Source organism: Alteromonas sp. DY56-G5 (assembly GCF_041414725.1).
Lineage (GTDB): Bacteria > Pseudomonadota > Gammaproteobacteria > Enterobacterales > Alteromonadaceae > Alteromonas > Alteromonas macleodii.
This window is the reverse complement of the sequence record NZ_JANHZQ010000048.1, coordinates 1-12344: the sequence shown is the minus strand read 5'-3', so window position 1 is coordinate 12344 and position 12344 is coordinate 1. Positions and strand designations below refer to the sequence as shown.

At 43.6% G+C, this 12344-nt stretch carries 12 protein-coding genes; 6 read left to right on the top strand and 6 right to left on the bottom strand.

Annotated features, from left to right (window positions below; all coding sequences use genetic code 11):
- Positions 1-73: 73 nt before the first annotated feature.
- A complete protein-coding gene (locus tag NO989_RS18310; RefSeq protein WP_014948884.1) occupies positions 74-493 on the bottom strand; it encodes a CBS domain-containing protein in 420 nt (139 codons plus the stop codon).
- Positions 494-606: 113 nt separating this feature from the next.
- Positions 607-1104, bottom strand: coding sequence for a M48 family metallopeptidase (locus NO989_RS18305; RefSeq protein ID WP_014976045.1), 498 nt, complete (start codon positions 1102-1104; stop codon positions 607-609).
- A gap of 332 nt (positions 1105-1436) precedes the next feature.
- Between NO989_RS18305 and NO989_RS18300 the strand changes: the two genes are divergently transcribed.
- The 3 genes from NO989_RS18300 to NO989_RS18290 are packed head-to-tail and all read left to right on the top strand — an operon-like array spanning position 1437 to position 4725.
- Positions 1437-2681 (top strand): hypothetical protein, encoded by a 1245-nt coding sequence (locus tag NO989_RS18300; protein ID WP_069943991.1) that lies wholly within the window; start codon positions 1437-1439, stop codon positions 2679-2681.
- Positions 2682-2690: 9 nt separating this feature from the next.
- On the top strand, positions 2691-3134 hold the full coding sequence (locus NO989_RS18295; protein WP_069943990.1) for a hypothetical protein: 444 nt from the start codon (positions 2691-2693) through the stop codon (positions 3132-3134).
- Positions 3127-4725, top strand: a complete 1599-nt coding sequence (locus tag NO989_RS18290) for a sensor domain-containing diguanylate cyclase (RefSeq protein ID WP_069943989.1) — start codon at positions 3127-3129, stop codon at positions 4723-4725. The genes NO989_RS18295 and NO989_RS18290 overlap by 8 nt, the downstream gene beginning before the upstream one ends.
- Before the next feature lie 137 nt (positions 4726-4862).
- Here the strand turns inward: NO989_RS18290 and NO989_RS18285 are convergent, their stop codons facing one another.
- Entirely contained in the window at positions 4863-5429 is a 567-nt protein-coding gene (locus tag NO989_RS18285) for a cytochrome b (protein WP_014948879.1), read from the bottom strand.
- Positions 5430-5909: 480 nt separating this feature from the next.
- On the opposite strand from NO989_RS18285, the gene asd reads away from it, so the two are divergent.
- Entirely contained in the window at positions 5910-7034 is a 1125-nt protein-coding gene (asd, locus tag NO989_RS18280) for an aspartate-semialdehyde dehydrogenase (protein WP_014948878.1), read from the top strand.
- Between the two features lie 118 nt (positions 7035-7152).
- Here the strand turns inward: asd and NO989_RS18275 are convergent, their stop codons facing one another.
- The 3 genes from NO989_RS18275 to NO989_RS18265 form a co-directional block, all read right to left on the bottom strand.
- Positions 7153-7512 (bottom strand): VOC family protein, encoded by a 360-nt coding sequence (locus NO989_RS18275; RefSeq protein WP_014948877.1) that lies wholly within the window; start codon positions 7510-7512, stop codon positions 7153-7155.
- Positions 7513-7685: 173 nt separating this feature from the next.
- Positions 7686-8876, bottom strand: coding sequence for an OprO/OprP family phosphate-selective porin (locus tag NO989_RS18270; protein WP_371342976.1), 1191 nt, complete (start codon positions 8874-8876; stop codon positions 7686-7688).
- A 163-nt stretch (positions 8877-9039) separates the two neighbouring features.
- Positions 9040-10056: a 2-dehydropantoate 2-reductase gene (locus NO989_RS18265; protein WP_371342975.1), complete on the bottom strand. Its 1017-nt coding sequence runs from the start codon at positions 10054-10056 to the stop codon at positions 9040-9042.
- A gap of 220 nt (positions 10057-10276) precedes the next feature.
- On the opposite strand from NO989_RS18265, the gene NO989_RS18260 reads away from it, so the two are divergent.
- Positions 10277-11446 (top strand): patatin family protein, encoded by a 1170-nt coding sequence (locus tag NO989_RS18260; protein WP_371342974.1) that lies wholly within the window; start codon positions 10277-10279, stop codon positions 11444-11446.
- A gap of 236 nt (positions 11447-11682) precedes the next feature.
- Positions 11683-12117 (top strand): hypothetical protein, encoded by a 435-nt coding sequence (locus NO989_RS18255; RefSeq protein ID WP_039233464.1) that lies wholly within the window; start codon positions 11683-11685, stop codon positions 12115-12117.
- Positions 12118-12344 lie beyond the last annotated feature (227 nt).

Sequence of the window (12344 nt, the reverse complement as noted above, 5' to 3'; positions counted from 1 at the left end):
ATTTATAAACGCAGGTAGAGAGACCACTCCCCTTTAAAGCGGTGTTCACTATTAATAACATACGAGTACCGACCTAACGCTTTGCCTCTACCCTACTTTGCATAAACTTCATCACATCGCGCCACGACACCATTCCTACTGGATGCCTTTTCGTGTCGATAATAGGAATGCAGGAAATTTTATGGGTATTAAAAAGCTCAATAGCCGAATAAACAGAGTCACTTGGGTTAAGTGTAATGACTTCACGAGTCATGATTTGGTGCGCTTTTTTATCCAATGTAGCGCGATCAAGCTTTCGTTCGCTTAGGGTATCTACAAAAGGACTAATCGATTTCATCAAGTCTCTGTCAGATATAATCCCCTGCAGCTTATTGTCATGCACCACGACCAAATGATGAAACCCCGTAGCAGCAAAGAGCTCGCGCAATGACTGTAAACTGTCATCCATGTGCACGCTAACCACCCGCGTAGACATAATTTTAGCAATGCTCATTAATACTCCTCGTTAATTCCAGCGCTTGGGCTTTAATTTAGTTATAGCAAGCACACGACAATTGTACTCAACATGGGTTTAAACATAGCGACACCTGATGAGGCGTTCACATGTTACGTGTACGGATTTTCTCCCATTGATACGGCCACACAGAACAAGCGTAAATCCAGCTCTAGTTGATGATAATCTGGCTCCATATAGCAGCAAAGTTTATAGAAGGCTTTATTGTGGTCTTTTTCTTTAAAGTGCGCCAGTTCATGCACTACAAGGGCTTTTAACAAGGCCTCTGGGGCATAGAGTAAATCGTTATTAATGGCCAAGTCGTGTTTGCGCGTTTTACCCTGCATACGGTAAGTATGCGTACCTAGCGCGTTAGTTATCATATCACCTTGCTTTTTAAACGCGGCGCGCCCAAACGGTGGCGCATTTTTTAAGTATCGCTTTTTTAATTCCGTCGCGTACTGATACAGCAATTTGTCGGTGGTTATATCATGGGCCTCTGGGTATTTTTTTAGTAAATAACGCTGTAGCCGATTGCTGGAAATGAGCTGTAAGGCTTGCTCCACAATAGTTGAAGGGTAGCCGTTAAAATACCGAGCATATTCATTCACGTTTTTTCTCCTTTACGTCAGGAATTATAAAGCAAATTGGAGCCGTAGACAGTGAAAGCCGCTTACAAACATTTCTGTTGAAAATAAAAAAACAGCAGTAACAATAAGTCATATTAGGAATCCCCCCTACAGTAACGACAAGCTAAATGATATGCTGGTCAAACAACGCTCGAAGATACCACTCGCATTTATCAAGCGCTCGGTTAAAAAAATAAAAAAAGCTGACTTTTCATACGTTTTCCTGTTTCTTTACTATTCTTACTGTAACCAGCAGCTCGAAAGTATGATTTTTAGGTGTTAGCAAAGACAAGCTTGAATTTGGATACGCATTGATGATTAAAAAGCCCTTCTCAGTTATCGCTATGGTGATGAGCTTCCTCATTGTTAATAGTGCGTTTGCTGAAAAAGAGAACGTAAAGGTTAGTGGTTTTGGCACCGTTGCAACAGCAACTTCCGATTCTGACAGGTATCAGTTTCGTTCAGACCGGTCTCAAGCTGAATCGGCGAAAAAAGGCGGCCTTGCATTCAAGCCTTTGAGTTTAGTTGGCGTACAGCTTGATTACAGCGTTTCTGATAACCTAGACTTTGTGGGTCAATTCGTTTATCGAGAGCAAGATGAGCAAAACCTGGATTCGATAACCCAGATGGCTTTTCTAAGATACGATATAACCCCATCGTGGCAAGTAAGAGCAGGAAGACTTGCGGCCGATATTTTTCACTTCAGTGATACCAGAGACGTGTCGATAGCCTATCCTTGGGTGAAAGTCCCCACCGAGGTTTACGGTATTGTTCCCGCAAGAAGCTTTGATGGAGGAGACATTAGCTACACTAAGCCTTACGACAACTTTAATTTATTGATTAAAGGCTTTTGGGGAAGCGGAGAGAGTGACTTTTCTAGTGACGATTACAACCCGATTAGGTTTAATAACTTACGTTCAATTGGTGTTGAATTTGTCTCATTCGACTGGAGCCTTGCTCTTAAACACACCCAAACCGAAGCGGACAATGACGACGAAGATTTAGCAGTTGTAGCTGCTTCCGTTGCGCAGCTACAGCCATTTTGGAGCGGCGCCATAGACTTTGCTAAAGAAGTAAGCCTTAAAGATACAACCATTCACTATACGTCCGTTTACTTCAACCGTTATTTTGATGCGTGGGAGCTTTCTGGCGAGCTATCATATATCGATTCAAATTCAATTGCGTTGAGACCCTCTTTTAATGGCTTCCTCAACCTCAGCTATCTTTATGGTGCGCATACATTCTACGGTTTATACTCATTTGCAAAAACAGACACATACTTTCTTAGCCAAGAGCAACCTGGCTTCCCAATAAACGAGAGCACTGCTCAACTAGCCGTTTTTGTAGAAGAAGTAGCGAGTAGCTTGGCACATCATCAACAAACACTTTCTCTCGGATGGCGTTGGGATTTGCAAGAAAACCTAGCCTTTAAAGTGCAGTTTGAGCGAACTGATGTTGAAGCTAGAGGAACTGGCCTACGCGCCAGAGATGGTCTTGTTGTAGATGATGAAGATGGGGTTGTTCACACTCTCTTTGTTGCGTTAAGTTTCAGCTTTTAGGGGGAGGAGATGACTTTTTATAAACACTTCTCACCCCTACTGGCTGTCGTGCTTGCCTTGTATAGCTTTTCCTCTGTAGCGCAATCACAAGAGAAAATCGTTGTTGTTACTAACTTAAACAATGATGTGCAGGTTTTAGATAAGAAAGGGATTATAGATCTCTTCATGGGCAAGTACTCGGCTTTCCCTAACGGTAGGCAGGCAACGCCCATCGATATAGAGCTTAATGACGAGCTAAAAGGTCAATTTTATAAATCGCTGGTGGGCCTTCCCCTTGCTCGCGTTAATGCGTATTGGTCTAGACTGAAGTTTTCTGGACGTGTTAAACCACCTGCGATAGAACAAACTATGGAAGATGTTAAACAACGGCTAGAAGACGATGAGTCAGCCTTAGCCTATGTATATGAGTCGTACGTCACCGACAAAATGAAGGTAGTGTACCGCTTTGATTAACATCCACGGCTTAGGGTTTCGTTTTTCACTCATATTAGTAGCTGCTGCTATGCTGGTAGTACTTACGACCGCCGAATTTTTTTATCGCGCTACGTATGAACACGAAATTAGTGAAGCGAACAACGATATTCAAGAACTTTACCAAACCGTTGCCGCAACGGCGTCTATCGCTGCTTTTTTAGAAGATGAAGATCTGGCAAAAGAGGCGATCAACGGCTTGGTTAAAAGTGAAAAAATACTCGCTGCGTCTATAAAAAGCGATGCAATGTATTATCAATTCAACGTGAACGATGCCATCAGCAAAGACGTCAAGCCTCGGGTATTTTTGGTGAGGCACCCATTCATTCCTGAAGACACCTTGGCTGAGGTCAATGTTTACCCTAACTTTGCCCACATTATTGAACAGGCGAAAAAAATAAGTACTGACAATAATTATTCATTGTATGTTGAAGCAGTGGTTGTCGGCATTGTTGCGTTGATAATTACCTACTACATCATAATCTCTCCTATGCTTCGCGTGGGTCGTTCACTGCATAAGATTACTCCAGGCACAAAAGAAAGAATTGAAATGCCGGAGTATCACTCCCGAAGTGAAATAGGCGAGCTGGTGCAGGACACCAATCAACTGTTAAACAAAGTCGAAGAGCAATTCACTCAAGAGCGTCAACTTAGGGAAGAAATCGAATTTCTGGAAAAGCGTTTCAGAATGCTTTTTGAAAACGCAAAGTCTGCCACTGTGTTAATGGCGGAAAATGGAATTATCGAGCTTAGAAATAAGGCCTTCAACGACTTGGTAGAAAAGATTGGCCTAGAGATAAAGCAAGGTTATGGCGAGCTACTTGAGGAGCTATTTGAAGCGCCTACTGCAATGAAAACTTCGCTTTCGGAGGCATTTGCACGCAATGAGTTTGCAACAGGTGAATATAAACTAAAATCAGAGAAAACTGACGACGCCACATGGGTTCAACTAATCGCAAGCCCTTTAGTCACTGATGATGGCGAACGCTACTATCAGCTGACGCTGAATGATATTTCTAGTCGAAAACACGAACTCCAGAAACTGGCCTTACAGGCAGACTTCGATGCACTCACAGGTATTTATAATCGCAATGGCGGTGAAAAGCTGATTGCGAAGTTAATGAGAAAAGACCACCACTTCGCTCTCGCGTTAATTGACCTGAACGGCTTCAAAGCGGTGAACGATATTTTCGGTCATGATGCGGGCGACGAAGTACTCATCTTTGTGGCTGAACAGTTACAGGAAAAAATTCGCAAAAACGATGTAGCGATACGTTGGGGCGGCGATGAGTTTGTATTATTACTTCAAGCTGAAGACGAAGTTTCCGTAAAACGCGCCATAGAAAAAGTGAATGACGGGGTGAAGCAACCTTTCTACTTTAACGGCGACCCAGAGCCAACCTTTATTTCAATGAGTGTCGGCGTTTCCTTTTTCCCTGCCATGAGCGATGACATGAATACGTTAATAAAACTGGCTGACATTGCCATGTACAAAGCGAAACAAAACAAGGTCTCAGCGCCCAATGACTATCTCTTCTTTGCTGACTCAGCATCACGTAATGGCAGCCAATAAATGTTGAAGAAAAAAAGCCGAGCAAAAATAGCTCGGCTTCTACGTGAAAGTTATCTACCTGTTCTCCCAAGGTGCAAACTTCAGTCAAAATACTTTTACGATGACGAAGGTATACACAAAAACTAGGATATTAAGCACTACTCCCCAATGGTTTTGCCTAGCATGCGCTTCAATGTGCCATCTTTATCAACGAAATGATGCTTAAGAGCGCCAGCAATGTGTAGCAAGAGTGCGACAATAACGGTATAACCAAGATAGAAGTGTATAGCGCCACCTGCTTTGGAAAGCTCATAATTTATCGGTAGCGTTTTCTCAGGATCTTCAACACTATAATTTGGCGCGAAAACCTCCAGACCAAAAACTGACAGCCCGTGCCCACCCAATACCGACGCCATCAAGCCTGAAATTGGCATTAAGAGCGTGGCGATAATTAACACCCAGTGCACAACTGACGCTAATTTATGCTCTATTGGCTTATAGTTAGCAGCAGCGCTAGGCCAACCATTTTTCATGCGCCATACCACACGTGCTAGTGCGACAAAGAGTACAAGAAAACCAATCGCTTTGTGCCAGGGGTATAGTGCATACACACCGTTTTCCGACATGTAAATCCCAGTGGCAAGCAAGCCAATAATGGTTAATCCAACCAACCAGTGCAAAAATACCGTAGTGGTAGCAAATTTGTTATGACTATCGTACTGCATGCGTTCCTCACTTTTATTTTCATATTAAGAACTACGTTTTCCTTAAAGCGTATCTCAATATTGTATATCTCCTCACACATTGTGAGGGATTAATTCTATTTATAAAGCAATTTTTAGACCGTAAGCAGTGCATAGACACAATGAGGGGTTAATACAGGTTCACTCTCTACCCTGCGATTTGATTGCTCCTTCAAGTGTTTTATTTAAATTTTTTGCCATGAACTAGCCGTTTCTAAAATGCTTATATCAGCGATAGATTATTTATAAAAACCATCTAGCCAGCGGGATAAATAACACTTAGACTGCAAAGACAAAAATAAAAACGACAGGTATTGCGCCAGCACAATAAAGCAGCGGCGTTCGACATCATTCTACGTTCAATTGATAGACACGTTAATTCAAAAGTACATGTGTTAGCGTTGAGCAAAAGGCGTAGGTGGTGAAGTACTTTTCATTTTAGTAACAAGGGTTCTCAATTTAATGTCACAACAAAAAGTAGGTTTAGTGGGCTGGCGCGGTATGGTTGGCTCAGTATTAATGCAGCGCATGCAAGAAGAGCAAGATTTCGCGCACATTGAGCCCACCTTTTTCACTACCTCGCAAAAAGGTAGTGCAGCACCAGATTTTGCTGGAAAGGATGCTGGTGTTCTAGAAGATGCGCACGATATCGAAGCGCTATCTAAACAGGATATCATTATTACCTGTCAGGGCGGCGACTACACAAAAGCCGTGTACAACGATTTAAGAGCCACTGGCTGGAACGGTTATTGGATTGATGCTGCGTCAGCGCTTCGTATGAAAGACGATGCCGTAATTATTCTAGATCCAGTAAACCGTAAAGAAATTGATAGTGGCATTGAAAAAGGCATTCGTACCTACGTAGGTGGAAACTGCACGGTTTCCCTTATGCTTCTGGCACTCGGTGGCCTGTTTGAGAAAGACTTGGTTGAATGGGCTTCGCCAATGACCTATCAAGCCGCTTCAGGTTCAGGTGCACAGCACATGCGTGAGCTAATTAATCAAATGGGTGCAATTCACAGTAATGTGAAAGCTAAAGTTGAAGATCCTGCTACCGCGATTTTAGAAATTGACCAGCAAGTGTCTGAGTTTATTCGAAGCGCAGACTACCCTAGTGAACAGTTCGGTGTTCCGCTTGCGGGTAGCTTAATTCCGTACATCGATTCGCAACTACCTTCAGGTCAAAGCCGCGAAGAGTGGAAAGCCCAAGCGGAAGCCAACAAGATTTTAGGCATTAAAGGCAGTGAAGTGCCGATAGACGGTATTTGTGTACGTGTTGGCGCCATGCGCTGTCATAGCCAGGCTATCACACTTAAGCTAAAGAAAGACTTGCCTCTAGCCGAAATTGAAACAATCTTGGCTAACCACAACGACTGGGTAAAAGTGATTCCTAACGATCGCGACGCGACGATGCAAGAACTTACGCCAGCGAAAGTGACCGGTACACTGTCTATTCCCGTAGGCCGTATTCGCAAGCTTAACATGGGTCCTGAATATATCTCGGCATTTACTGTCGGCGATCAGCTATTGTGGGGTGCCGCAGAGCCGCTTCGCAGAATGCTGCGCATTGTGCTTGAGCAAAAGTAACGTCAAGCTTATAGCTAATTAATCTGAATTTAGAGCGCCTTGCTGTGTCATTACACGCAAGGCGTTTTTTATCAGACTATAAAAGCCAGAATCACTAGACTTCGTTGACACGATAGCGCTATTTTGCCGACTCAGACCAAACAGCAAGCTCATTACCACCTGGCTCGACAAAATGAAAGCGACAGCCCCCCGGGAAGTCAAACAACGGTTTAGTAATTGCTCCACCTGCTTTTTCTACACATTCTTGCGATTCAGAAATGTTATTGGAATACAGCACCAATAAAGGCGCACCACTTTCTGCCTTCATCACACGTTGTGCAGAAAAAATCCCTCCGTCCATGCCAGCATTGCTAAACGCACTGTATTCACTGCCATAATCGGTAAAACACCAGCCAAACGCACTTTCAAAAAACGCTTTTGAGCGGCGAATATCTAGAGATGCAAATTCTACATAGTTGAGTTTGGTGCTTTCTTGCATGTCACTCTCCTCTTTTTAAAAAATGATGAGCTCATACTATCACCAACTTTAGACTTATCGATTAAATTCTAAACGTGCTTAATCGTTTAACATAAGACAAATAGCATTTATTCGGGTCACTTAGTTTGCAGCATTTTATTAGTTTGGCTTTATTGCTTGCCCGGCGTGAGTAGTTAAAAACTGACGTCCCACTGTAGAGAGTAGATGGTCTCGTCCCCTACTTCAGTATCGAACTGATCCAGTGAAACCCTGCTTACCTCTGCGGTTAGTTTGTTTTCGTGGCCATTAAAAAAATAGTTGAATGCTACTGTCTTTTCAAAAAAGCGTTCGTCTTGTTCACTGTCTCGGGGCGAATAGGTCCCGAAGCGTGCAGCCATTTCAAGGGGCTCTGGCCACCAGCTGATTGATTCACTCAAAAAATAACCCGCCTGCACATAATAGCCGCGCAGCGTAGTTTCTCTATCGTTGTCCGCTAAATCCACAATATCTTTTTCATGATATTCCGCTTGAGCATTAAACCCTTTATAAAAATAGGCACCATCAATCACAAACTGCTGAATGTCGTACTGACCTTCGATCTCGCCCGCACTAAAGTTGGCTAAATTACCAGCGCCAGACGATGAAAAACGCGTAAACTGGCTTTTGAACTTCGCCCCTGCTATTGCTAGAGCTGCTTTGGGAGTAGCTGTTCGTTTAATGTCACTGTTTTTAAACCCGACAGACTCACCTAAGAAATTCCACTGTAATCGCCCTGTATACATATTCTCGCCATCGTGATTGCTATAATCACCACGGCCCGAGCCATTGAATACTCCTACCCAGTAATTGAAATTGGCCGCGCCTGGGCCATCAAAATTACCGTACAGGGATGCCCCCATTTGCCTATCTAGCGTAAATATTCTGTTGATGATTGAACGATCCATCATTTGCTGGCCGCCACTGCTAACACTGCGCTCTCTGGAATACTCGACTTTCCACTGACCAACCTTAAACCGAAGCGCGTCATACTTTTCAAAAGATAATGTAGCGGTGAGCGTGCGCTGATCGACAGCATCATATTCCACACCATATTTAATCCAAGGCAAACCAATGTGACCGTCTAATTTGACCCGCGCCCTGTTAACGCCAAATTGATTACCGGCGTTATGCTCAAAGTCAGCACGCTCGGTAGGCTGGCTTATACCGGGATTGGCATAGCGAAACTGAAGTCTACCGCGCACGCGAAGCGAGAAGGTATTGTTGTCGCTTTGAAATGAAAGGCCGTTGCCATTGTATTGAGAGAACGTTGCGCTAGATTCACGCTCGACATCAACCTCAGACGCTACAACCGTCGTATGGAAAAGCGACGCCCATAAAGCACTCAACAGAAGACAAGAAGAAAAACGATTTTGAAAAAGCAAAGCACACTAAATATAACGGAAGTTTGCGCGCAGGATATATACTTTAGTATAAGAATCAAGTGCTCTGACACAAAAATGACACAAAACTGTAATATTTAACGTTGAAATACACCGTTAGATAGATCTGTCACTTTAACAGTAAAGCATTTGCTGGTAAGTGAGGACTTCCTTTCTGAGCAACTTCGTGTTGTTTGATCAGGTTAACAATATGCTTATTCACTGGCGTAGCTATGTGATTTTTTTCACCTAGCCTGACTATCTCGCCGTTCAAATAATCAATCTCCGTTCGTCGCCCCAGAGCCAAATCTTCATACATTGATGAACGTGCTTCGGGATCTATTTTAAGCGTAGATGAAGCCACCACATTGAATAAAAAATTAGGTAGCTTCATAATTTTTGGCATCAGTTTGGGAATGACCTTACCGGTTCTTGCTGGTGCAATTCCTTCCGCTTTTAGTACTGCTAACGCCTCTGACAACACCTTTGCCATAACTAACCTATATTGCCTATCCCCTAGCTGTGATTTCAGCGGTATACCCGACAGTGCATTGACCGCGTTATTCAAGTTCATAATAAATTTGCCATACTGTACAGCTTTCATATCGTTATAAACCGTAACGGGCAACGACGCGTTGTTAAGCGCTTTTATGATGTCACTACATTGGTTATTGGGGTCTTCAAGGGCAATATTACCTTCAGTACCACAGTGAAAATGGCCGTTGCCTTTATAAAAAACATTGAAAGGCACCATGCCTGCAATTACGCATTGTTTTATGTGCTGGCGAAGCAGGTGTGCATTACCCACTCCGTTTTGAAGACTGACTACGACTGCTGATTGCTTTGCATGCTGATTGATTATCGCAGCAGCCTGCTCGGTATCTTGGCTTTTAACGCAAAGCAAAATGACGTCAGCATCAACTAAACTATCGTTCTCAATTGAAAAAGCGATATGCTCAGGCTTTGTTAGCTGCTCACGCCCTTGCCAATCCGTTACTTTAAGACCATTAGCAGTAATATCATCATATAAACGCTGACGGCCAATGAGCGTAAGCGCATTAGCGGCGCTCAATGTGGGGTCAGAGGCTAACAGGCAGCCCGCTACATAACATCCAATACTCCCCGCACCTAACACGGCAATTTTCATTATTGACTCCCAATGAAAGTTTAGCTTTCAACACCTTGTTAGACTGCGATTAAATGAACAAAATGTAAACACAAAAATCACAATGAAATAACAAAAAGTGTTTCAGTATCAGTTATTTCCTATCAGTCCGATTTATTCTTTCAATTTTCTCCTGCGTCGTGATCTCCCTACAATTAGACCAAGTAGTCAATTTATAGTCATGGTCAAATAGAGGGTTATCATGTCGGGTCAACAATCTGCTCCTTCTCTCGCTTATTCAAAAGCACGCAATGCTGAAATGTCGAACAATGGCAAAGTTGCCTTGGTTGCGGAAGGTGGTGGACAGCGAGGAATTTTCACGGCAGGCGTACTCGATACATGGTTAGACGCCGGACACGACCCTTTCGATATTCTTATCGGCACATCAGCAGGTTCACAGAACTTAACGAGCTTTGTGGCGCGTCAAAAAGGCTATGCAAAACGTCTTATTCGCGGCTTAACTCGACACAAACGCTTTTTCCAAATGGGAAGAGGTTTAATGGGAAAGCATATTGTCGATTTAGATTGGTATTTTGACAAAACCCAAGAAGCGAACCGTTTACTTGATCTTGATACTGCGAAGGCTAATGTTGCGGACAGAGAAATTTTATTTACCGCCACAAATTCCAGAGACAGACAGGCGTATTTTCTTGATCCAATGAAAAGTACTCACAACTGGGTCGATCTTATCAAGGCTTCGAGCGCCCTCCCCTTACTTTACAAACAGGGCGTACCGCTGCACATTGATGTCGAGACAAAAAAGGCAGCCAATACCGATTTCTTTCTAGACGGTGGTTTGGCTGCACCGTTGCCTGTTACCGAAGCGTACAAGCGCGGCGCGACGAAAATCGTAGTTATTCGCACCGTAGATAGAGGCTTTCAAGTACAGTCGCCTTGGCTACAAAGGTTAAGCGCGGTAATGTGCGCAACGGGCACGTGCCCAAAGACCATCGACTATCTGCTGCAGCACGAACAAGCGTATCAAAAAGAACTGGCATTTATTGAAAACCCGCCAGAAGGCGTAGAGGTTATTCAAATTTTTGCGTCAGATAAGCTTCAAAGTAAATTGTTAGGTAGTACAGACGCACAACTTCGTCATGATTATAAGCTTGGTAAGCAAGCTGGAAGTGCCTTTTTAGAAACCGAAAACAAAGTCATTGCTTACCAGCTAGAGGAAAACAGACAGCCTGTTGCTCCGCTTTTCGATGTAACTGATACACCCAAGGGCATGCATAGTAAAGACAGCGCTAATTATAGTGTGAAATCAGAACATGCTGCATTAAATGGTAAACGTCCAATTAAGTTGCCTTTCCCAGCACGTCGAACAGGCAAAATAGATAAAGTAGACAAAGAGAATAGGATCTCCGCGTAGCCCGTTTACTCATTTGATAAAGGGTGCTTGGCAGCAGGTGCCTTTTCTCTATTTTGCTACTCTTTCAGTAATATTTCTGTGTTATTTCGGTGCTATTTCGGTGCTTTGTTCGCCATGTTTACATCATGACTTAGTAAGCTCCTCTCCCGTTCTTGCCTCTATTGGCGGCAAACGGGTTGACATTGTCTGGCAGAATATTTATAACGCGCTCACCCACATAATCTTTAAATGTAACCATGTCAGAATTATCAACACCCGTAAAACAAACTGAAGCCCATAAACTTATCGACAGCCTATTGAAGTCGAACGACCCAACTGCTGATCTAGATAAGATTGCTGAAGAATTCAACATTGCGAACTGGGGACAGTCTAACGCTGTTTCTGCTGATTTATACTCAGCAGTTAGAGACTTGCTTGGCAAAGGCGTTGTGACTGGTAATGACCTAGTTTCTGGAAAAGACACCATGGACCCGATTGTACACAAAGTACAAGCGGAGACAGAAAAGCTTATTGCTAACCCAAGTGATGCAGACGCTGATCGCGTTCAAACGTTTGTACTTGGCTTCCTACGCACGTTCGTGAGCCAATTACTTCACCCAGGTACAAAGAAAGCGATTTACGCGAAAAAGCTTCCTGACCTAATCAAGCTTCACCAGCAGGTTGCGAAGTAATTAGCAGCGGCGCGACATCACAGATGAAAAGCCATTAGCTTTAGCATACCAGCGTCGCAACAATCGCGTTTAAAAAGAAACCCGCTTCATAGCGGGTTTCTTTTTACGTAAGCGAAAAGTATCCGCGCATCATCCAGCGCTGATCGGCAGGCACATCGAGTAGGGTGAGGCGTCACCGCCTCATCCCTCTCACAGAACCGTACATACGGGCCTCGTATACGGCTCAT